This is a genomic window from Actinomycetospora sp. NBC_00405 (assembly GCF_036044095.1).
In the GTDB taxonomy this organism is placed as follows: domain Bacteria; phylum Actinomycetota; class Actinomycetes; order Mycobacteriales; family Pseudonocardiaceae; genus Actinomycetospora; species Actinomycetospora callitridis.
In genome coordinates this window covers 5,266,756-5,288,057 of record NZ_CP107938.1, presented here as the reverse complement: position 1 = coordinate 5,288,057, position 21,302 = coordinate 5,266,756, and the positions used below count along the sequence as shown (strand labels likewise).

19 protein-coding genes are annotated in these 21,302 nt (G+C 74.2%); 6 read left to right on the top strand and 13 right to left on the bottom strand.

Annotated features, from left to right (window positions below):
• Positions 1-25: 25 nt before the first annotated feature.
• Both OG774_RS26080 and OG774_RS26075 read left to right on the top strand, forming a co-directional pair.
• Complete coding sequence (locus OG774_RS26080; protein WP_328305239.1) at positions 26-430, top strand: VOC family protein; 405 nt, start codon at positions 26-28, stop codon at positions 428-430.
• 153 nt (positions 431-583) lie between these two features.
• The gene (locus OG774_RS26075) at positions 584-1,192 is read left to right on the top strand and encodes a hypothetical protein (protein WP_328305238.1); all 609 of its coding nucleotides are present in this window, start codon (positions 584-586) and stop codon (positions 1,190-1,192) included.
• Here OG774_RS26075 and OG774_RS26070 read toward each other — a convergent pair.
• From OG774_RS26070 to OG774_RS26060, 3 genes are all read right to left on the bottom strand, one after another.
• Complete coding sequence (locus OG774_RS26070) at positions 1,176-1,358, bottom strand: hypothetical protein (protein ID WP_328305237.1); 183 nt, start codon at positions 1,356-1,358, stop codon at positions 1,176-1,178. The genes OG774_RS26075 and OG774_RS26070 overlap by 17 nt on opposite strands.
• A 177-nt stretch (positions 1,359-1,535) precedes the next feature.
• Complete coding sequence (locus tag OG774_RS26065) at positions 1,536-2,381, bottom strand: hypothetical protein (RefSeq protein WP_328305236.1); 846 nt, start codon at positions 2,379-2,381, stop codon at positions 1,536-1,538.
• 192 nt (positions 2,382-2,573) lie between these two features.
• Positions 2,574-3,197 carry a hypothetical protein gene (locus OG774_RS26060; protein WP_328305235.1) on the bottom strand — a complete coding sequence of 208 codons (624 nt, stop codon included), beginning with the start codon at positions 3,195-3,197 and terminating at the stop codon, positions 2,574-2,576.
• Positions 3,198-3,603: 406 nt separating this feature from the next.
• Here OG774_RS26060 and OG774_RS26055 point away from each other — a divergent pair, with 406 nt between their 5' ends.
• Together OG774_RS26055 and OG774_RS26050 are read left to right on the top strand one after the other, a co-directional pair.
• Entirely contained in the window at positions 3,604-4,440 is an 837-nt protein-coding gene (locus OG774_RS26055) for a chitosanase (protein ID WP_328305234.1), read from the top strand.
• Between the two features lie 155 nt (positions 4,441-4,595).
• Entirely contained in the window at positions 4,596-5,714 is a 1,119-nt protein-coding gene (locus OG774_RS26050) for a hypothetical protein (RefSeq protein WP_328305233.1), read from the top strand.
• Positions 5,715-5,808: 94 nt separating this feature from the next.
• Here the strand turns inward: OG774_RS26050 and OG774_RS26045 are convergent, their stop codons facing one another.
• From OG774_RS26045 to OG774_RS26020, 6 genes are all read right to left on the bottom strand, one after another.
• Positions 5,809-7,065, bottom strand: coding sequence for a lipopolysaccharide biosynthesis protein (locus OG774_RS26045; RefSeq protein WP_328305232.1), 1,257 nt, complete (start codon positions 7,063-7,065; stop codon positions 5,809-5,811).
• On the bottom strand, positions 7,062-7,799 hold the full coding sequence (locus tag OG774_RS26040; RefSeq protein ID WP_328305231.1) for a glycosyltransferase: 738 nt from the start codon (positions 7,797-7,799) through the stop codon (positions 7,062-7,064). The genes OG774_RS26045 and OG774_RS26040 overlap by 4 nt, the downstream gene beginning before the upstream one ends.
• Positions 7,800-8,036: 237 nt before the next feature.
• Positions 8,037-9,344: a hypothetical protein gene (locus OG774_RS26035; protein ID WP_328305230.1), complete on the bottom strand. Its 1,308-nt coding sequence runs from the start codon at positions 9,342-9,344 to the stop codon at positions 8,037-8,039.
• Between the two features lie 10 nt (positions 9,345-9,354).
• Positions 9,355-10,533, bottom strand: coding sequence for a glycosyltransferase (locus OG774_RS26030; protein WP_328305229.1), 1,179 nt, complete (start codon positions 10,531-10,533; stop codon positions 9,355-9,357).
• Positions 10,530-12,140 (bottom strand): polysaccharide biosynthesis tyrosine autokinase, encoded by a 1,611-nt coding sequence (locus tag OG774_RS26025; protein ID WP_328305228.1) that lies wholly within the window; start codon positions 12,138-12,140, stop codon positions 10,530-10,532. The genes OG774_RS26030 and OG774_RS26025 overlap by 4 nt, the downstream gene beginning before the upstream one ends.
• The gene (locus OG774_RS26020) at positions 12,124-13,578 is read right to left on the bottom strand and encodes a sugar transferase (RefSeq protein WP_328305227.1); all 1,455 of its coding nucleotides are present in this window, start codon (positions 13,576-13,578) and stop codon (positions 12,124-12,126) included. The genes OG774_RS26025 and OG774_RS26020 overlap by 17 nt, the downstream gene beginning before the upstream one ends.
• A gap of 244 nt (positions 13,579-13,822) precedes the next feature.
• On the opposite strand from OG774_RS26020, the gene OG774_RS26015 reads away from it, so the two are divergent.
• A complete protein-coding gene (locus OG774_RS26015; RefSeq protein ID WP_328305226.1) occupies positions 13,823-15,049 on the top strand; it encodes an alpha/beta hydrolase family protein in 1,227 nt (408 codons plus the stop codon).
• Here OG774_RS26015 and OG774_RS26010 read toward each other — a convergent pair.
• The 3 genes from OG774_RS26010 to OG774_RS26000 form a co-directional block, all read right to left on the bottom strand.
• Entirely contained in the window at positions 14,991-15,950 is a 960-nt protein-coding gene (locus OG774_RS26010; RefSeq protein WP_328305225.1) for an alpha/beta fold hydrolase, read from the bottom strand. The genes OG774_RS26015 and OG774_RS26010 overlap by 59 nt on opposite strands.
• Before the next feature lie 232 nt (positions 15,951-16,182).
• Positions 16,183-18,456 carry a bifunctional polysaccharide deacetylase/glycosyltransferase family 2 protein gene (locus OG774_RS26005; protein ID WP_442873914.1) on the bottom strand — a complete coding sequence of 758 codons (2,274 nt, stop codon included), beginning with the start codon at positions 18,454-18,456 and terminating at the stop codon, positions 16,183-16,185.
• A 2-nt stretch (positions 18,457-18,458) separates the two neighbouring features.
• Positions 18,459-19,247, bottom strand: a complete 789-nt coding sequence (locus OG774_RS26000; protein WP_328305224.1) for a hypothetical protein — start codon at positions 19,245-19,247, stop codon at positions 18,459-18,461.
• Between the two features lie 276 nt (positions 19,248-19,523).
• Here OG774_RS26000 and OG774_RS25995 point away from each other — a divergent pair, with 276 nt between their 5' ends.
• Positions 19,524-19,883: a hypothetical protein gene (locus OG774_RS25995; protein WP_328305223.1), complete on the top strand. Its 360-nt coding sequence runs from the start codon at positions 19,524-19,526 to the stop codon at positions 19,881-19,883.
• Between the two features lie 49 nt (positions 19,884-19,932).
• Here OG774_RS25995 and OG774_RS25990 read toward each other — a convergent pair whose 3' ends face one another.
• Positions 19,933-21,279 (bottom strand): HNH endonuclease signature motif containing protein, encoded by a 1,347-nt coding sequence (locus tag OG774_RS25990; RefSeq protein ID WP_328305222.1) that lies wholly within the window; start codon positions 21,277-21,279, stop codon positions 19,933-19,935.
• Positions 21,280-21,302 lie beyond the last annotated feature (23 nt).

Sequence of the window (21,302 nt, the reverse complement as noted above, 5' to 3'; positions counted from 1 at the left end):
GAGTACACGGGGGGAGGGGGTGGCGATGAACGCATCGACGAGCGAACGGCCGGCGTTCACGGGTTTCCACCACTACGCCCCCCTCGTCCGCGACCTCGACGCCAGCGCGGCGTGGTACGAGCGCGTGCTCGGGCTGACCCACGCCGGGACGCGGTGCCCGGAGGACGAGGAGATCGACGGCGTCCTGCTGTCCGATCCCGACTCCGGGGTCGCGATCCGGCTGCAGCGCGCCGGCCAGGGGCAGCCGCCGTCGCACACCGCCTTCTCGGTGGCGTCACGGTCGCAGCTCGACACCTGGGCGGGCTGGCTCGACGGGCTCGGGGTGACCCACGGCGGCGTCGTCGACGTCGGTGCTCCGGAGCCCTACGCCTACCTCGTGTTCCACGATCCGGACGACCTCCCGCTGGTGCTGGTGCACGTGGCGGGGTGACGTCCATCAGGGCCGCGGAGCGCGGTGCACACGGCGGGGGGCGTGTGTCGGGGGACGACGCGGGGGGCGTCGTGCACCGGGCTCCGTGTTCCCGGCTCCGGCGGCGAGGGGGGCGCCGCCGGAGCCGGGTGCAGGACGGGGTATCCCGGCGGCATGACCGATTCGCTCGCCCGGGTTCTCGGCCCGGCGCTGCACAGCGTCGCCCGCGACGGCGTGGCCCACGAGCCCGGCGTGATCCCCGAGGGGTTGCGCCGCGACGTCCTCGCCGAGCTCGACGCCGAGCACTACGTCGCCCTGCCGTCGGTGGAAGGACCGCACCGCGTGCGCCAGCAGGGCGAGCACCTCGTCCTGGTCGGCGACGAGATCACCGCCCGCCCCGCCGTGCACGCCCTGCACCGGGCCGTGGTCGCGGCGACCGCTCCGCACGTGCCCGCGTGGCAGCCCGACGAGGTGACCGTCCAGCGCTACGCGCCCGGGAGCTCGGGCATCTCGACCCACCTCGACGGGCGCCGCCACCGCCACCTCGTCGCGATCCTCACGCTCGAGGGGTCGGCGACGCTGCGCCACTGCATCGACCGCGAGGGCACGACCGCGCAGGCGTGGGACGCCGACGCCGGGAGCCTGGTCCTGCTGCGCGGTCCCGGGCTGGCCGGGCTCTCCGACGGGCGGCCGCTGCACGCCGTCGACGGCCCGCGCGAGCGGCGCCGGACGTCGCTGACGCTGCGCGCGACCGCGCCGCGGGACGTCACATCCCGAGGCTGAGGTGCAGGTCGATGCCCAGCAGCACCAGGGGCCAGAGGAACAGCGCGAGGAGGAAGGACAGCAGCGACGACAGATCGGTGATCCCGTAGCCGTTCGACAGCGCGACCACCAGACCGATGATCAGATAGATGACGGTGCCCAACGAGACGCTTCGGTTCCGGCGCATCGCTCTCTCCTGTCCTCGGTGTGGGGCACAGCCAACACCGGTCGCGCACCGTGTCGACGGAGGGTCGCGCACTCGGGCGCGGTCCTGGAGCCGGCCGTCGCTGATACTGCTGCCGAGCAGGGGATCGTTATCTTTCCGTGATGCTCGCTGGGGCTCGCGAGAGCCTTCGGTGGGCCGTCACTGTCGGGGGTCGGGGCTAGCGTTCTTCTCGTGAGCATCGACTACGGTGTCCGGGTCGGCCTGGTGGCCGAGCTGGACGCTGTCGCGCCCGGCGCGGAGCTGGCCGCTGCTCTCGAATCTCTCTCCCCGGCCGCGTTGACCGGAGAGGACCTCGCTGCCTACGTGCGGGGCCGGTGGCGGTTGCAGAACCGGGCGACCGCCGAGCTGCTCGAGGCGATCCATCATCTGGGCCGGGCGCAGGACGGGCGCACCGAGCGCCTCGCGGCGTGCGACGAGTACTCCGGCGACGAGGTCTCGGCGCAGCTGGGCTGGTCGCGCACCATGTCGAGCCGCAAGCTCGACCTGGCCGACGATCTGCAGGAGCGGCTGCCCGAGGTCGGCGACGCGCTGTACGCCGGGTGGCTCGACGAACCCAAGGCCCGCACGATCTGCGACCAGACCCGCGACCTCGCCGACGACCACGCCCACCAGGTGTGCCGGATCGTGCTGCCCGAGGCGCCGGAGCTGCCGGTCGGGGCGTTGATCGAGCGGATCGAGCAGGTCGCGACGGCGCTGGACCCGGAGTGGGCCCAGCGGCGCCGCCAGCGCGCCGAGGCCCGGGCGCGGGTGATCCTCTCGCCGACCCCGTCGGGTACCGCGAACCTGTCGTTCTGCGACGCGCCCGCCCCCGATGGCATCGCTTCCCGGGCCCGCATCGACGCGCTCGCCGCGGCCGTGCGCCACCTCGGGGTCCTGGTCCCGATCAACCAGCTGCGCCTGCAGGTCGGGATGCGGCTGCTCGACGGCTCCACCGCCGGCATGGACGACCGCACCATCGCCCTGCTGCTCGCCGCCGAGCACCACGCGCACAACACCCCCGACGACCCCGACGACGAGCCCGATGACACCGGTGACGACGGCCCCGATGACGATGGCCCGGACGACGGCGGCCCGGACGACGGCGGCCCCGACGACGACGGCGGCCCCGATGACGACGGCCTCGACGACGACGGCCCGGACGACAACGGCCCAGTCTCGACCGTGCCCGCGCCGCGGTCACCGTCGGAGCAGGGCGTCCTCGATCTCCCCGACCTGCCTGACGCGCCCGAACCCGCGGTGCCGCTCGACCCACCCGACACCGGCCCGGGCCGGATCCGGGAGGGCTGCGTCGAGGTGCGGCTGCGGCTCACCACCGCCCTCGGGCTCGACCAGCACCCCGGCAGCGTCCCCGGCTACGGGGCCGTCCTCGCCGGGGACGCCCGCACGCTCGCCCTGCGACACCGTGACGGCGAGTGGCGTGTGGTGGTGACCGACGACCAGGGCCGACTCCAGCACGTCCTGCTCGCCCGGCGCCGACCTCCCGGCCCCCGCGGCCGGCATCGGGTGCGGGGACGCAGGGCATCGATCGTCGAGCTCCAGGTCCCGACGACGGTGCTCGCCGCCTTCGACCCGGACGACCACCCCGACTGGGCGCCACTCCTCCGAGAACTGCAGCAACGGCTCGCCGAGCTCGGGCGCCCCGGCGCACCACCCGACCAGGACGCCGGACCCGAGGACCGGGCACGACGGCGGCCCGGCGCCGAGCTCGACCGCTGGATCCGGGTCCGCGACCGGTACTGCGTCGCACCCTGGTGCCGGCGCCCCGCCCACAACGCCGACCTCGACCACACCCTCGCCCACGCCCGGGGCGGGCCCACCTCGTCCTGGAACCTCGGCGCCTGGTGCACCCACGACCACCGCGCCAAACACCACGCCGGCTGGACGGTGCGGCAGCCCGCTGCCGGCCGGTTCGTCATCCGCACCCGCGCCGGCATCACCTACACCAGCCACCCGAAAACGGATCACCGAGCCACTCCCGACGCCCCGTCCCGCCACCGCGCCCCGACCCCTCCCCGACGACGGCTGGTCCGACGACCGCACCGACATCCACGACGACATCGACCCCGACTGGTTCCAGAAACTCACCCAGAAGGTCCGTCCAACGTCCACCATCCCGACCCGCAGCTGCTACGACGACGAGCCACCGTTCTAGCGTGCCGAGGTCCGATGGGCCGCCCGCTGCGCGGGATGGCCTACCGTCGCGCCGGTGAACCGACGCGGCTTCCTGGTCCTCGCCGGGCTCGCGGGGTGGGCCGTCACCAGCGGGTGCGGGGCGACGGACGCCGCCGCCGGCCACCCGGAGCGCCTCCCGGGCCTCGCCGACCCGGACCGCCGACGCGTCGCCGAGGCGGTCATCAGTACGTTCGAGAACTCGACGATCGAGCTGCCGTACGCCGCTGCCCACCGCCTCGACGACGGTCGCGGCATCACCGCGGGCCGGGCCGGCTTCACCAGCGGCACCCACGACCTCCTGCTCGTCGTGCAGCGCTACGCCGCAACGGCCGGCAACGACACCGCCGTGAGCCGGTACCTCCCCGCGCTGAGGGCCATCGACACCAAGGTGGCCGACGGCGGCGACGGGTCGAGCACCAAGGGCCTCGACGGGTTCGAGGACGCCTGGCGCACGACATCGCAGACCGATCCGCGCCTCAACGCCGCGCAGGACGCCGTCTACGACGACCTGTACTTCCGCCCGGGCATGGACCGCGCCCGGCGTACCGGCCAGACCACCGCCCTGGGCCAGCTCGTCATCCTCGACACCGCCGTGCAGCACGGCCTCGGCTCCCCGGACGGCCTGGACGCGCTGATCAGGCAGACGAACGCGAAGGCGGAGGGCGCGGAGCCCGTCGCGTGGCTGCGCACGTTCCTGCAGGTCCGGAGGGCCGATCTCGAGAACCCGGTCGACGAGGAGACCACCGAGGTCTGGCGGGAGTCGATCCCCCGCGTCGACACCCTGGAGACCTTGCTGCAGCAGCAGCGGTTCGACCTGGACGCGCCGCTCGCCTGGACCTTCGCCGGCGGACGCTTCAGCCTCCCCGCATAGCACCGGGAGGGCGCCGTCCCACGCGGTTCCATGTCGAGGGATCGTTCCACGAACGGGTGACTCTGCGTCTATTGGTGATAACGAGTCGTAGTGCCTGCCCGATGGCCTGGTTGCGGAACACGCGATCAACCATCGAGAGCTGGGAGCACCCTCACGTGAGCAAGCACCGCAGGCCCACCGCTGCCGCTGTCGGCGGGATGACCCTCGCCGTGGCCGTCCTGCCCCTCTTCGGCGGCACCGCTGCGGCGGAGACCTTCACCGAGTGCCAGACCCGCCGTGCCGAAGCGGTGGAGGTCCTGAACGGGCAGCGCGCCGACATCGCTCCCGGCCAGGCCGCGCTCGCCGAAGCCCGCACCACGCTGGCGGACGCGGTCTCCGCGCGGAACGCCGCGCAGGATCCCGCCCGGGAGGCGCGGCGCGCCCTGCCCGGCCTCGAGGCCGCCGTCGCGGCGGCCCGGGGCGAGCTGGACTCCGCACAAGAGGCCGAGCGGGAGGCCCGCGACGAGCAGTCGGCGGCGCAGGCCGCCGTGCGGGCGGCGAACGCGCTGCCGAAGGACACGGCCGAGCAGCGCGCCGAGCGCCAGGAGGCGATCCAGGCGGCGCAGTCCCGGCTTGAGGCGGCCCGCGAGGCCACCGCAGAGGCGGTCTCGGTGAAGAAGGCCGCCAGCAGCGCCCTGTCGGAGGCGAACCAGGCGGTGCAGCAGGCGAACGAGGCCATCGCCGAGCTCGGGGACGCGGAGGACGCGGTCGACGCGGCTCGGACGGGGCTGGCCGCGGCCCGGTCGGCGCTCGACACCGAGCAGGCCGAGGTCCGTGAGGCTCGCGCGGCGGTCGACGCCATCACCTGCGAGCGCCCCGAGCCCGCCCCGGCCGAGCCCGCCCCGGGTCACGACCCGCACGGGCCTCAGCACCACGACGCCGGCCACCACGGTGACCACGGCGACTCCGGTTCCGGCGGCCACGACGACGTGAACGTCGAGGTCGTGAACGAGCAGGTCACGCAGGTCGGATGGCACGGCGGCGAGTGGCACGGTGGCGAGTGGCACGGCGGCCAGTGGCACGGCGCCGCATCACACGACACCGCCGACGTTGAGCACACCGCCGAGGTGGAGTACACCGCCGACGAGTCCGACTACCCCGTGGGCGGGGTCGACGCCGGAGACGGCTCGTCCGCCGGCGGGCACATCGGGCTGGCCGTGGCCGGCATGACCGCGCTCGGCCTGACCGGAGCCGGTGCGGGCGTGTACGCGTGGCGCCGGCACCAGCTGAACTGACTGAGCGCGCGCACCTGCTGCACGACACCGTGACCCCGCCGCCGGCTTCGACAGCGGGGTCTCGGCCGTTGTCGGACCTTCGCCGGGAGACGGTTCAGCCCCCCGTCGTAGATCCCTCGCAGGGCTCACCCGGGCTCGCGGGCCGGACCTGCACCGTCGCGGCGTCGACCCGGCCGGCCTCCCGCAGCACGGCCACGAGACACCCTCCGTAGCACGCGGTCTCACTGATCGCGTACAGCAGGCAGGTCGTGACGAAGTCCCCCGTGACGAGCGCCCCTCCCGTCACGGCGGCCAGCGCGACGACGGCCCGGACGACCTGGAGGCGGAACAGCACACCTTGGCGGCCGATCATGATCAGCAGAGGGACGAGGGGCGCCGTGGTGATCTGTAGGGCGAACGGCACGGCGAGGACGGCGGTCACGGTGCCGACCGCGGCGTACTCCGCCCCGAGCACCGTTCCGGCCCAGCGGGGCGCGGCGACGATGAGGACCACCGCGACCATCGAGGCGCCCCCGCCGAGCACGGCCAACTGACGCAGCACCGCGCGGCGCAGCTCGCCGCGGGGAGCGCGGACGTGGGGCGCGAGCAGGCTCTGCGCCACCTGCCCCAGAGCCTGGCCCACCAGGGCGGTGGGCGCGCCGGCGATGCGCTGGGCGAGTCCGACGTACCCGGCCGCCGCGACACCGAAGAACGGGGCCGTCAGCAGGGTCATCGTCTGCATCGACAGGACCCAGATCGACTGGGCCCCGACGGTCACCAGCGTGTCGCGCGGGGACAGCGCGACACCGCCCGGCGCGCTGCCCGCACCCGGTGACCGGGTCACGGCGATCGCCACCAGCCTCCCCACCAGCACCGCCGTCCCCAGGGCCACCGCCGAGCCGACCAGCACTCCGGCCGCGACCTGCAGGCCGGCCCCGAGCACCCCGCTGAGCAGGTTCCGCACGGCGAGGGCGGACCGGCGCTCCTCCCGGATCAGGACGGCGTTGTCCAGCACCGTCCCGCCGTAGGCCAGGAGCAGCAGGCCCGTCGTCAGCGCCACCACCGCGGGGTCGGCCGCCCCCAGGAGCGCCGCCCCACCCGCGACGACCACTCCGAGCCCCGCCACCGCCCCGAGGGCGGCCAGACCGACCCGCCGCAGCCCGGCCACCTGCCCGCGTGTGTCCGCCACCGGGATGCGGAACTCGTGGCACAGCGTCGCCGCGGGCTGCAGGACGACGGCGACGGCCGCGGCGATCTGGAACAGACCCATCTCGGCCGGATCCACCAGTCGCGTGAGCACCGGGACGGCGGCGACGAGGCAGAGCTGCCCGGTCACCTGGCCGAGGAGCAGCCGGACGAGCGCCGATCTCACGCGAGTTCCCGGACCACCCGGGCCACCCGGTCGGAGACGAGGTCCCAGTCGTGGCGCGAGACCCACGCCGCCGGCATGCGCAGGCGCCCGCCGGTGATCACCGCCTTCTCCATCGCCTCCGCCCACTCGCCGGGGTCGGTGGCGACCTCGACGGCGCAGCCCGTACCGGCGGCGATCTCCGCCACCGGCGCGCACCCGGCCCAGTGCACGACGCGGGTGCCGCACGACATCGCCTCGAGCACGGGCAGGCCGAAGCCCTCGCGGATCGAGGGCATGAGCAGCGCGACGCTGCCGCGGTAGAGGCGGGCGAGCTCGTCGTCGGTCACCCCGGAGCGCACCTCGACCCGGTCGCCCACGCCGGCCCGGCCAGCGAGCTCGGTCATGGCGTCCGGCGACGGCCCCACGACCACCAGCCCCGGGTCCGGGCACCGTGCGAGCGCTGCGAACACCACCTCGACGTTCTTGTGCGCCTTGACGTTGCTCACCAGCGTGAAGGTCGGGCGGGAGAAGACCTCGGCCTCACCGTCAGGCGTGAAGGCGGGCGAGCAGCCGTTGCCCACGACCTCGACGTCGACGGCCGGGGCCCGACCCCCCAACCACTCCTCGATGGCCGCGCGGGAGGCCTCCGAGACCGTGAGCACCCGTCCGGCCCGCACGATCTGCGGCCGCACCACCCGCTTGTAGTAGAGCTCCTTGAGACGCGAGCCGTCGTCGAGGTGGATCAGGTCGTGCACGGTGACCAGCTGGCGCGCCCGGGCAACTCCCGCGTTGGACCCAGGGCTGACGATCACGTCGCGCGGACCGGGGCGCAGCCGTCCGGCACGCACACAGTCCAGTGGCGTCGTCGCGGACCCCGTCACCGGGAGGCGACGCACGGGTGCCCCGACCCGGGCGGGCAGCCGGGCTAGCACCTCTCGCGCGAACCGCGCGATGCCGTGGTCGCCGGCCCGGCGATCGTCGACGTAGATCATCTACACGGCCCTCTCGAGCGGGATCGGGGCAGGGGACGACGGCGTCCTCGTCGCCGCGACGACGACCGCGCCCCCGAGGACGGCGACCAGCAGGAACACGACGATCCCCTGGCTGAACAGGAAGGTCCGCCAGAGCTCGGCCACGCCGTACCCGACGACCCCGCCCGCGGCCACCACGACCGACCGGTAGCGGGCGAGGTGTCCGAGCAGCGCGCCGATCACGGCCGTGGACAGCGCGAGGGCGAGCAGCCCGACGTAGCCGTAGTCGGAGAGCACGTCGGCGAAGGCCGAGTTGGTGGTCAGGGTGTTCGCGACGTCGACGGTCGAGGCGTACCGCTCGCCGGCGCGCGGCAACCCGTCGGTCGCGATCACGAAGTCGTCGCCGCGTTCGTGACGCAGGACGTAGCCGTCGGGCGTCTGCTCGGCGTCCTGGGGCGCGCGCAGGAACGTCGGCACCCACAACCCGACGGCGTGCGCGGCGTCGTACTGCTCCGGGTAGCGACCGCTCGCGATCGCGTCCGCGACGCCCAGCGACACCTGGAACGGGGCGCCGAGGTAGGTCAGCAGCTGGTAGCCGTTGGCGGCGAGCGGGCTGTCGACGCCCTGGGCGGTGTAGTAGTTCTCGTTGCGCAGCGAGTTCAGCACGGTGAGCGCGCCGAACAGCACCAGGCCGGCGACGGCGAGAGCCGACCAGCGCACCCGCGCTCCGGGCCGGCGGGAGCAGGACAGGAACAGGTACACGACGACGGCCATCAGCACGGCCAGCCGGGAGGCGAACAGCGCGTTGACGGCGAGCAGGAGCACGCTGCCCGCCGCCTCGGCCGGACCGACGAGTCCCCGTCGCCAGAGGTGGATCCCCATGGGCGCGGCGAGGGCGGTCGCGTAGCGCAGTGTCGCCGGTCCGGCGGCGCCGCCGAGCGCGGCCTTGAGGTCGTTGCCGGTGCTGCCCTCGAGGGCGGCGAGGACGTCGACGGTGGACGCGGCGACGACCAGCGAGTACCCGACCCCCGCGACGGCGACGACCGCGACCAGCCGGAACAGCCGCCGCTCCAGCACCGGGTCGTGGTCGAACCGCGCGAGCACCGCCGGCTGCGGCGCCGCCGCCCCGCACCGGTGACCGAGCACGAGCAGCCCGGTGCACAGCAGGTACCACCCCGCGAGCACGACGAGCCCGCCGAGGGAGACGTCGGCGCGCTGGGAGAACCCGCGCAACGTCGTGGACCCGCCCGGCACCGCCCACGCCAGCGCGCTGAGCAGCACGGGCGCGAGCAGCAGCACCCCCGGGTGGAGGGCGAGGCGCAGTGGCATCAGACAGGCATCAGGACCCGGTGACCGCGCCGGCGACCGCGCTGGTCATGGCGGCGTCGAAGACGCGGGCGTCGAAGCGTCGGGCGTGCTCGGCGACCGGAGCCCGCGGCAGCCGGGACGCGGTGTCCACCGCCTCCCGCAGCGAGCGCGGCGAGGCGGCGTCGAAGACGGCACCGACCGGCCGCCCCGCGAGGGTCTCCAGGGCACCCCCCTCGGCGTTGACCACCACCGGCGTACCGGTGGCCATCGCCTCGACCGGCATGATCCCGAAGTCCTCGATGGGCGGGAACACGAACACCCTCGCGCGCTGGTAGAGGCTGTAGAGCAGGGCGTCGGACGGGTCGACGACCAGGTGCACCGGCACCCGGGCCGCGGCAGCGATCTCGCGCAGGTGCCCCTCCTCCGGGCCCCCGCCGGCGAGGACGACCGGGAGACCGACGGCCTCGCCCGCGCGGACCACGAGGTCGAGTCGCTTGTAGGGGATGAAGCGCGAGGCGCCGAGCACGAAGTCGTGCGGGAGTGCCGCGGCGGTCCCGGCGTCGCGCCCGCTGAGGCGGCTCCGCCAGTCGCATTCCGACGCGATCCGCTCCACCTCGACGGGCGGGTGGACGACGCTCGCCTCCCGGCTCCAGGTCCGCGCGATGCGCCGCGCCACGTACTGGCTGTTGGCGATGACGGTGTGCGCGTCCGCGGCCCGGCGGCGATCGACGGCACGCAGCAGGGGGCTCGCCGCCCGGGCGACGCGGCTGCCGCCGCGGGCGTCGAGGTCCGGCTCCCACACGTAGCGGGCCGGCGTGTGGACATAGAGGATCTTGCGCATGCCCGGGGCGCAGGAGAACCGCACGTGGTGGGCGAAGCTGTGGGTGCTCACGACCGCCCAGTCGTAGGAGCCGCGCATCCGGTGCGACCACACCAGCGGCATGAGCGGGAGGGCGAGCGCCTTGTGGCGACGCAGGGGTGTCCGGGCCAGCCAGGTCTCGCGCACCGTACGGCCGGGGAACCGGTCCCGACGGTCGTCCCACAGGCACAGGACGTCGGCCTCGGGGAAGTCGTCGACGAGGCGTTCGAAGACCTGTTCCGAGCCGCCGGTGCGCGCGAGCCACTCGTGGACGAGCAGTCCGCGGCCCGGGAGCGGGGCGGTGCCCGTCGCCGGGGGCGGGAGCCGGCGGAGGCGGGCGTCCACGGTCACGAGCGGCTCCGATCTGCGAGGCGGTCGGCCCGGTGCCCGGGGCCGCCGTGCTCGGGTCCGGCGTGCTCGGGTCTGGCGTGCTCGGGTCCGGCGTGCTCGGGTCTGGCGTGCTCGGGTCCGGCGTGCTCGGGTCTGGCGTGCACCCGCACCCGGGGCGACGGCCGGGAGGAGACGACGGCCGGGCCCGGGCCGGACGGGGAGGCCGGCAGGTTGCCGTACCCGCCGGCGTCGGCAGGCGCCGATCGCGCGGGCGCCATCGTGAGCACGGCCCCCAAGGCCCGCGCCGACACGGCGCGCAGGGTGTCGGCGGACTGCGCGAGCTCGGTCCGCGACGTCCGTCCCGACCGGCACAGCAGCAGGACGCCGTCGACCAGCGGTGCCACCGCGGTGGCGTCGCTGACGGCGAGCAGCGGCGCGGTGTCGATCACGACGTGGTCGTGGCGCTCCCCCATCTCGGCGACGAGGCGGCGCATCCGGTCCGAGGCGAGCAGCTCGCTCGGGTTGGGGACGAGCGGCCCGCTGGCGAGCACGTCGACACCCGCCGCCGTCGGCTGCACCGCGTCGCCCACCTCCACCCGTCCGGCCAGCACGCCGGTCAGCCCCACCGCGCGTGGCAGGCCGAAGCGCTCGGCCACCGCGGGCCGTCGCAGGTCGGCCTCGACGAGCAGGACGCGGCTCCCGCCGGCCGCGAGCGCCACGGCGAGGTCGCAGGCGAGGGTCGTCTTGCCCTCGCCGGACACCGAGCTGGTCACGGCCAGGACGCGTGGCGGATGGTCGACGTCGACGTACTGCAGATTGGTCCGGAGCCGACGCGCGGCCTCGGCGGTGGGTGAGCGCGGCGCGTCGCGGGCGGGCACGAAGGCAGCCGCGCCGTCGGCGGGCACCGACTCGGCGTAGGTCGTGGCCAGCAGCGGGAGGCCCGTCGTCTCGCGCACGGTGCGCGCCGAGGCCACCGAGGTGTCGGTCGCGTTCCGGGCCAGGGCGAGCAGGACCCCCGCGACGAGCCCGCCGAGCAGCCCGAACGCCACCGGGACGGGCCACGCGGGCGAGGTGACCTCCGCCGAGTCGGCGGGCTCGACGACCCGCACGCTGACCGGCGGAACCGCGCCCGGGCGCAGCGGACGCTCGAGCTCCTCGACCGCTCCGGGCAGGACCTGGCCGACCGCGTTGGCGATCCGCACGGCCTGCTGCGGGTCGTGGCTCGACACGGTGACGTCGAGCAGCACCGAGTCCTGCTCGCTCGACGCGGTGAGGTCCTCGGCGAGCTCGTCCGGCGTGGTGTCCAGGCCGAGGTCGCGGATCACCGCCTTGGTCACGCGCGGGCGGGTGACCAGCTCGACGTAGGAGATGACGCGGGCCTGGGAGAACTGCGCACCCTGGTAGGCCTCGGCGCTGTCGCCCCCGCTCTGCGCCGCGACGTAGAGCGAGATGCGGGCGCTGTAGGTGGCAGGTACGACGAACACGACCAGCAGCGCGGCGGCGAGGCCGAGCACGACCCCGAGCGCGACCCACCACCACCGTGCGCGCAGGACATGCAGGTGGTCGAGCAACGTCGGGGCGGACCGGGCCACCGGGACGCCGCGACCGTTGTCACCGTCCGCGGGCAAGGAGCACCTCCGAGACGGTGCGCAGCAGCACCTTGACGTCGAGCCACAGCGACCAGTTCTCGACGTAGTAGTTGTCGAAGCGGGCGCGATCGGAGATGGGGGTGTCCCCCCGCAGACCGCTGACCTGGGCCAGGCCGGTGAGTCCCACGGGCACCCGGTGCCGGGGCCCGTAGTCGATGTACCGGTCGGAGAACTGCTCGACGAAGTGGGGACGCTCGGGGCGGGGGCCGACCAGCGCCATGTCGCCGCGCACGATGTTCCAGAGCTGGGGGAGCTCGTCGAGGGACGTGCGCCGCAGGAACCGGCCCACCCGTCCGACCCGATGGTCCTGGGCGATGTTCCACTGCGTGGCCGATTCCGTCTCCGTGGTCGGCTTCATCGACCGGAACTTCAGGCACTGGAAGTGCCGGCCGTCCCGACCGACGCGCTCCTGGCGGAAGATCACGCCCGGACCGCCCTCGAGTCGGACGGCCAGGGCGCACAGCGCCATCAGCGGCGACAGGGCGAGGAGCGCCGTCCCCGCCAGCACGACGCCGGTGATCCGCTTGACCACCCGCGCGAGCCCGTTGAGGGAGGGCCGGCGGATCCGCAGGACCGGGATGGAACCGATGTGGTCGGCGACGCCCGTCTGGGTGTGCAGCGAGTACAGGCGCGGGACGACGAGGATGTCGCAGGACGCGCAGTCGGGTTCGCGCAGGAGGGCGAGGAGCTCGAGGTCGCTGCGATGCCCACCGGTGACCAGGAGGACGTCGACCCCGTACGTGGCGACGGCCTCGCTCAGGGCGGACACCGGGCCGAGACGGGGGACGACGAACATCGCCTCCGAGCGGTCGCAGTCGTCGACGAATCCGACGACGTCCAGGCCGTAGCGGGCGTGGCGACGCAGCAGGGTCGCCAGCTCGGCGGCCGTCACGCCCCCGCCGACGAGGATCGTCGGGTGCGCCACCAGCCTCCGGCGCCGGGCCCAGAGGAGGGCGCTCGTCGTGGCACAGCGGCCGAGCACCACGTGGACGATCACCGGGAGCGTCAGCACCAGGGCGACCGTGCCCGCGTTGTCGCGGGAGGTGATCGCCGTCGGGTCGACCGCCAGGAACCAGAGCGCGCGCAGGGTGCCGACGATCGCGATCACCACGAGCAGGTGGCTCACGATGCTGGGCAGCTCGTCGAGCACGCTGAGATGGAGCTTGGCGCGGTAGCGGCCCCCGACCGAGAAGGCCAGCACCGTGAGCACCGCGGTCAGCGCGAGCGGGAGGATGTGGCGGGGGAACCACAGCGCCGGGGAGACGGCCATGAGGGCGTCGACCGGCAGCACGAGCATCCAGGCCTGCAGCCCCCAGCGCGACCACCGCCCTGCGGGTCGGGGCGGTGGCGCGACGACGGAGGGCACGGCGCCCTGCCCCGACAACGGCTCGGCCAGCCGACCGATGTTCTCGGCCACGAGTTCGGTTCCCCCCACCGGCATCGCTTTCCTGCCGAACGCGATACGCGCTGAGTTACGACATTCGAGCCAGTGGCTCTGCGTCGTTCGGCGTAATCACGCTAAGCGAGGGACCATGACCGAGCAGCTCGAGGACTCCCTTTCACTCCATCGAGCATCGAGAGGGGCCCGACACGTCACCGGGTTGGCCGAGGGACGCCGTCCCCGCCACGATGGCTCGATCCCAGCGCGTGGAGGTGGACGGGTGGCCCGAGGTCGATCGAACACGGTGTTCTCGGCGGGGTTCTTCGCCGACGAGGGGTGGGACTTCGCCGTCCGGATCGCGCTGGGCCAGTGCGCCTCCGGCGGCGCCGACGCGGGCGAGGTGCTCGCGACCGTCGCCCGAATCCACGGCGGGAAGAGCTGGACCCCGGAGTGGTCCTCCCGCGCCGAGCAGCTCGGGGGCACCGCCGAGCAACGGGCCCAGCGGGGCGACGAGCGCGGCGCCGCGGCGGCGTTCCTCCGGGCGGCCGGCTACGGGGCCCTCGCCCTCGACGGTCTCACCGGCGACGAGGACTCCGAGCGCCTCACCGCCGCCTTCCGCGCCCACCGCGCGAGCTGGGAACGGTTCGTCGACTGCTCGGCGGGGCGTCACGAGCGGGTCGCGGTGCCCTACGAGGACACCACGCTGCCCGGCTGGCTGCTGCGCCCGGACGCCTCGGGCAGGGCGCGCCCGACGCTGGTGATGACGAACGGCAGCGACGGTCCGGTCACCTCGCTGTGGGGCAGCGGGGCGGCGGCCGCTCTGGAGCGGGGATGGAACGCGTTCGTCTACGACGGGCCGGGCCAGCAGTCCCTGCTCTTCGAGCGCGGAGTCGGGTTCCGTCCGGACTGGGAGGCCGTCCTCACCCCGGTGGTCGACGCGCTCGTCGCGCGCGACGACGTGGACGCCGACCGGCTGACCGGCTACGGCATCAGCCAGGCCGGCTACTGGCTACCGCGTGCCCTCGCCTTCGAGCACCGCCTCGTCGCCGCCGTCGCCGACCCCGGGGTGGTCGACGTGTCGACCGCGTGGACCGAACGCCTGCCGGCGAGCATGGTCACGATGCTCGAGCAGGGCGACCGGGAGAAGTTCAACCGGAACATGCGGCTGCCGCTTCTCATGCCGTCGGTCGCCCGCACCCTGCGCTCCCGCGCCCGCCCCTTCCGGTGCGACGACTGGTTCGACACCTTCACCGAGGCCCGCCGCTACCGGCTGACCCCGGAGCTGGCCGACGCGATATGCACGCCCCTCATGGTCACCGACCCGGAGGACGAGCAGTTCTGGCCCGGTCAGGCCCAGCAGCTGGCCGACCTCGTGCCCGGCTCGCACCACGTGCGGTTCCTGGCCGCCGAGGGCGCGAACATCCACTGCCAGCCGATGGCCCGGCTGCTCACCCACGAGCGGATGTTCGCCTGGCTCGACGAGCAGCTCGCGACGTCCGGATCCTGACGCGAGCAAGGGCGTGCCGCCGACGCGTCCACCACGCGCGGGCGGCCGCGCGCAGACGCCGGAGCGGACCGTCGGGCGGCTCGGCCGGCTCGCTGGGGGTCGGGACGGGAACGACCCGGTCGAGGAAGTCGACCAGCGCGCCGGTGAAGGCCTCGGGGGCGTCCAGGTTGCTCAGGTGCGAGGCCGACGGGATCACGACGAGCTCGACGCGGGGGTCGCGACGGGCCCAGCGCCGCGCACCTGCGGCGATGTCGCCGACGCGGTCGCCGTCGCCGTGGACGAGCAGCGTCGGCACCGGCAGCCGGTAGCCCGGTTCGGCGCGCAGGGCGTCCGAGACCAGCGACGACAGCACGCCGACGGTCGTCCCCTGGGGCATCGCCGCGGTGGCGTCCCGGACGTATCGGCGCGCGTCGCGGTCCCGGGCGGTGACGCGGCCGGCGGCGTGCAGGAAGAGCCGGCGCGGGTACCAGGCCAGGGAGCGCACGGCCGCGAGCGCAGCCACGTTCTCGGCGGGGAGACGGACCCCGCTGTTGCAGGTCGCGTCGGCCACCACCAAGGCGTCGACGCGCTCGGGGTCGCGGCGCACGACCTCCTGCGCGATGTTGCCGCCCAGGCTCAGGCCGACCAGCGCCAGTGGCTCCGGTGCCAGCGCGTCGAGCAGCGCCAGCACGTCGTCGACGGCGTCGTGGAAGCGGAAAGCACCGGAGGCCGTCGACGCCCCGTGGTGGCGCAGGTCCACCGTGACCACGCGGTAGCGGTCGCGCAGGACACGGACCTGCGGTCGCCACGCGTGGTGGTCGAGGGCCGCGCCGTGCAGCAGGAGCACCGTCGCCGCGTGCGGTGGCCCCTCGACCCAGTACGACACCGTCGCGTCCGGCCGGTCCAGGGTCCGAGCGGTCATGAGCCGTCCTCCGTCGACGCCACTGCGGGCATCGGGTGCAGGCTGGACCGCCGGGGCCGAGCCGTCCCGTGGCGGTCACCGACACCGTCACGCGCGACCCCGGCCCGGTCAAGCCGTGCGCACCCTGCGACCGTTGCTCCCGGGCCGCTGGCACCCCCTGCCCCGTGCCGCGGTGCTGGTCACGGGCCCGCACCGCCGGCGGCGGTGACGGGGGTGGCGCCGACCACGTGGGTCACCGCCGGCTGAGCACCACGAGCTGCTCGCGCGGAATCTCCGTCGTCCTCGGCTCCGCCGCCGTCGGCGCGGCCGGGAGCAGGTCCTCCAGCCCACCGACACGGCGCAGCTTCTGCCACCCCAGCCGGATGCCGCCGACCGCCGTGACCATCGACCGGATCACCACCGCGTACATCAGCTGCCGGTAGACGATCTGCTGCAGCGGCAGGAGCCACAGCACGCGCAGCGGCTCCCGCTCGAGCCGGAAGGCGATCACCGCGGCGACGAGCTGGATCGCCTGCACCGACGACCACGCGATCAGCGTCGTCACCGGGTCGAGGAAGAGCAGCCCGTAGATCAGGAAGATGTCGACCAGCGGCGCGAGCAGCGGCAGCAGCACCTGGAACACCGCGAGGTGCCCCAGGCCGGCCCGGCCGAAGCGACCGGACGCGCCGGTCTCGAGCACCGCGCGACGGTGCTTCCACATCGACTGCATCGTCCCGTAGCTCCAGCGGTAGCGCTGCCGCCACAGCTCACCCAGGGTCGCGGGCGCCTCGGTCCAGGCCCGTGCGTGCTCCTCGAACACCACGCGCCACCCGCTGCGGCAGATGGCCATGGTGAGGTCGGTGTCCTCGGCGAGCGTGTCGTCGCTGACCCCGCCGACCTCCAGCAGCACCGAGCGCCGGAACGCGCCGACGGCCCCGGGGATGGTGGGCATGCAGCGCAGGACGTCGTAGACGCGGCGGTCGACGTTGAAGCCCATGACGTACTCGATGTGCTGCCAGCGAGAGATCAATCCGCGACGGCTAGCGACCTTGGCGTTGCCCGCGACCGCGCCGACCGACGGGTCCGCGAACGGCGCCACCAGGCGCCCGACCGTCGCCGGCTCGAACACCGTGTCGCCGTCGATCATGACGATGAGCTGGTGACGGGCGTGGGCGATGCCGGCGTTGAGCGCGGCGGGCTTCCCGCCGTTGGCCTGACGTATCACCCGCACGTTCGGCAGCCGCATCGTCCGGGCCAGCGCCTCGACGATCTCGGCCGTCCCGTCGGTGCTGCCGTCGTCGACGACCAGCACCTCGACGGGGTGCTCGCTCGCCACCAGCGAGCGGACGGTCGCCGCGATGTTCTCCTTCTCGTTGTAGGCCGGGACGATCACGGAGACCGGCTCGGTCACCGGCGGTCCCCACGAGAAGCCGGGACGGTGCCGCTGCCGGTGGTGCCGGACGGCGACGACGAGCATGAGCACCAGCCGGAGCACGACGAGCACGCCGACGACGAGCAGCAGCCAGGTCAGGACGTCGACGACGACGCCGGCCACGGCGACCAGCCCGATCAGCGTCGCGCCCAGCAGGTGGTGGACCGTCGACACCGGACGGTTGTCGGCGGGCAGACCGACCGCCGTCTCCGGGGTGGTGAAGCGGTAGCCCTGGGCCTGCAGCTGCGGGATGAGCCGGTCGAGGGCGGCGACGGTCTGGGACCGGTCGCCGCCCGCGTCGTGCAGCAGGACGACCCCGCCCGCACCGTTCGCGGGGATCGAGTTGGCGACGATCGCGTCGACGCCCGGACGCTGCCAGTCCTCGCTGTCGGTGTCCGAGAGCACAGTGAGGTAGCCGTCGGCGCCGGCGGTGCGGAACGAGCGCAGGGCGTCGTTGTCCACCGCGTCGGCGGTCGAGGAGTAGGGCGGGCGTAGCAGGTAGCTCGACTCGCCCAGGGCCCCGGCCAGCACGAGCTGGGTCTCGGTGAGCTCGCGGTCGATGCGCACGTCCGACGCCGCGGAGAGGTCGGGGTGGGTGAACGTGTGGAGGCCGACCTCCGAGCCGGCGTCGCGGATGTCGCGCAGCAGCTGCGGATGCTGGGCGGCCATCGAGCCGACGACGAAGAACGTCGCGGGGACCTGGTGGCGGCGCAGGACCTCGAGGACCTGCGGGGTCCACACCGGGTCCGGCCCGTCGTCGAACGTCAGCGAGATCGTCTTCGCCGGCATGCGCGCGCTCACCGGGGTGGCGCCGCGAGCGTCGACGATCGGTCCGCCGTCGGTGATGGCCGCCGGGACCTCGTCGTGGGCCTCCTCGGTCGGCACCGCGCCGGTGGCGTCGACGCCGACCTGCGAGCGGGCCAGCCCGTGGACCAGCAGCAGGCAGCTGAACATCAGCAGGGCGACCACGAGGAACAGCACGCCGGGCCGGGGCGCGAGGCGCTTCCATCCGCCGCCGGGGGCCACCGCGCGGTGCGGGTGGCGCGCCGGCGCAGCGGTGCGGCCGCGGCGTGCTGAGGAGCGGTGGCTGGCCACGGTCAGACTCCGGTCGAGGTCGTGAGGGGGCCGATGTCCAGCACGGCGGGCGTCCCGGTTCCGGAGCCGGTCGGGGTCGTCGTCTCGGTGGTGGTGTCGGTGGTGGTGTCGGTGGTCGTGCCGCTGCCCGCGGCCGTTCCCCCGGTGCCGCTGCTCCCCGACGTCCCGCTCCCCGACGTCCCGCTGCCCGTCGTCGGGCCCGCGCCGCCCGACGAAGAGCTCCCGCCCGAGCCACCGGTGGTCGGTGACGTGTCGGGCGTGGAATGAGGGGTCCCCGGCACGCTGCCGCCGTGCGGGGTCGTGGGTCGCGGGGAGCTCGCGGGCGCGGCTCCCCCAGCGGCCGAGGCAGGGCCGCGGACGACCCGGAGGGGGACCAGCGGCGCCGCTGCGCGGTGGATCGGCGTCGTGACGTGCGGAGCGGCGGCGTGCCGCCCGCCCGCTGCCGGCGCATGCCGCGACGTGCTCTTCTGCGACGCGTGCGTGGCGACCGCGGCATCGGTGACGCCGTGACGTCCGGTCGCGCCGACCGGGACGACGACGTCCACGGGAACGTCGTCGAACTCGTCGCCACCCCCGTCGTCGATCGACGGCGACGGCGCGAGGCCGACGCCGGACGCGTCGATGACGCCGGCGTGCGTGCTCAGCGTGATGCCGAAGGCCGCGAGGTAGGCGGTGCACGCCGAGGCGCCGAGGTAGCCGAGCACCGTGACGCCGCGACGCCGGCGCCCGCTCGCGTCGACGAAGACCGGCGAGCGCTCCGCGGTCTCTCGTCCTGACTCCACACTGTTCATGGCTGACCCCCCGAGTCACCGACCGGGGGTCGGCGGGGCTTCCTCGTGAAGCCCGATCAACCACTCATCGTCACCGCGACCTCCGTTTGATACGTCTGGTCTTGTCACACGAAGGAGTGAAGTAGCCCGAATGGGTTCACAAGTGACGGTCGCTCGTGACGCTCCGACCGCGCACCGAGGAGGAACTTCGTGACCGTCGCGATGCCTCCGCGCCCGTAACGCCCGATTTCGCGGCGTCGATGGTCGAGCAAAGACCACCTGATCTCGGGGGATCCGATGTCGACGACGACCGACCTGCTCACGATCCGGCTCGACGACGCCGTGGCACGCCGCCGCCACCTGGACGGTCAGCTCGCTGCGCTCCAGGACTTCGAGCGCCGCCTCGCCGGGCGCGTCCACACCGCCCGCGCCGCGGGCGGCCAGAGCGAGCGGGTACGGGAGCTGCTCGCCCGTCTCCTGGGGGTCCGTGCCCGCCTCGAGGAAACCACGGTCGCGCAGGCGAAGGCCGCCGCCGACGAGAACCGGCTCCGTGACGACGTCCGCGACGCCGACGCACGACTCGGCAGGGCGCAGCGCGAGATCGACGAGCGACGGGAGTTCGAGCTCGCCTGCCTCCGGGCTCCGATGCTCGGGTAGCCGGCGACGTCACTCAGCGCGCCGCACACCCGTCGGGGACGTCTGAGCTTCAGAGTGGGACGCGGGGTCGCCCGCCGGGTCGGGGTTGTCGCTCGGGGTCGATGAACTCGGGCGGGGTGAACCACGGCCGACCGTCGATGATCTGCACGGACCAGTGACTGTGGTGGATCAGTTGGTGGTGGAAGCGACAGAGCAGGCACATGTTGTCCAGCGCGGTGTCGCCGCCGTCGAGCCAGTGATCGACGTGATGCGCCTGGCAACGACGGGGCCGTCGCGAGCATCCGGGGAACGCACAGCCTCCGTCGCGGACGTTGAGCGCCCGGCGGATGGCGTCGGACGCGGTGCGCTGCCCCCGGCCGACGTCGAGGGGCTCGGACCTCGACCCGAGGACCATCGGCACGATCTCCGCGTCGCAGGCCCAGCGGCGCAGGGTGCCCGGGTGGACCCGGGCGCCGGAATCGAGCAGGCCGTAGCCACCATGGTCGGCCAGGGCCCGCGACAGCCACCGGTGGTCCATCGTGATCGTGAGCAGCGCGCGACCGGGGCGGTCGGTCCGCCGCGAAGCCTGGTCACCCGCATTGAAGCGTCGCGGCGCCGGGACCCACGCGTCCTCCGCTCCTGTCCCGTCCTCGGCTTCGGTGGCGGAGTCGCGCCGTGCGTCGGCAGCGACACCGTGGGGGCCACGGGCGTCCTCGACGAGATCCTTGAGCCCGTCGGCGCGGCGGCGCTTGAGCTCGCGCTGGTCGTCCGGCCCGGAGGGCGCGGACAGATCGTCGATCACCTCGAGGAAGGCCTCCCCGTCGACCGGGTCGGACATCCGGCCGCGATAGAGGATCGTGCCGTTCTTGCGTCGCACGATCAGCAGCTCGTCGTCGCGGCCGGCGTCCTCCTCGGGCGGCTCCTCGCCGTCGGGGTCGAGGTGGGCCAGCAATCGATCCGCGACCGCCTGCAGTCCCCTCGGGCCGCACACGGTCGCCTCCTGCGCCAGCGTCCGCTCCGCCGCCTCCCACTCGGCGACGGGCAGGCTCTCCACCCGGTCCAGCCGGGCCATGGTCTTGCGGATGATCGAGATGTGGGCCTCGCCGATCTCGCCCGCGGCCGACACGGCGGACGTGCACGGCAACCGCGCCGGCAGCTCCTCCCCCGCGATCGAGGTGCGTGGACAGAGGTCCGCCGCCTCCGCGACCAGCCGCTTCGCCACGAACGGCGCGAGCTGCCACATCTCCTGCAGCAGCCGTGCCGTCGTGCGATCTCCCGACCGCTCCGCCACCCCCAGCGCCTCGAGCTCGGCGACCTGCTCGAGACGGGCGAACGCCACCCGTCGGCGGGCGATCTCGCCGAGGCGGGCGCGCTCGAGCGCCTCCCGCTCGACCACCCCCAGGCGCGATTCGCTCATGTGTTCGATTCTAGAACCGACCC

What these genes read in the sequence shown, in the direction of transcription:
- OG774_RS26010 (WP_328305225.1), bottom strand. Translation starts at nt 15,950, where the DNA reads ATGACCGCTCGGACCCTGGACCGGCCGGACGCGACGGTGTCGTACTGG.
- OG774_RS26080 (WP_328305239.1), top strand. Translation starts at nt 26, where the DNA reads ATGAACGCATCGACGAGCGAACGGCCGGCGTTCACGGGTTTCCACCAC.
- OG774_RS26070 (WP_328305237.1), bottom strand. Translation starts at nt 1,358, where the DNA reads ATGCGCCGGAACCGAAGCGTCTCGTTGGGCACCGTCATCTATCTGATC.
- OG774_RS26075 (WP_328305238.1), top strand. Translation starts at nt 584, where the DNA reads ATGACCGATTCGCTCGCCCGGGTTCTCGGCCCGGCGCTGCACAGCGTC.
- OG774_RS26035 (WP_328305230.1), bottom strand. Translation starts at nt 9,344, where the DNA reads ATGCCACTGCGCCTCGCCCTCCACCCGGGGGTGCTGCTGCTCGCGCCC.
- OG774_RS26000 (WP_328305224.1), bottom strand. Translation starts at nt 19,247, where the DNA reads ATGAACAGTGTGGAGTCAGGACGAGAGACCGCGGAGCGCTCGCCGGTC.
- OG774_RS25990 (WP_328305222.1), bottom strand. Translation starts at nt 21,279, where the DNA reads ATGAGCGAATCGCGCCTGGGGGTGGTCGAGCGGGAGGCGCTCGAGCGC.
- OG774_RS25995 (WP_328305223.1), top strand. Translation starts at nt 19,524, where the DNA reads ATGTCGACGACGACCGACCTGCTCACGATCCGGCTCGACGACGCCGTG.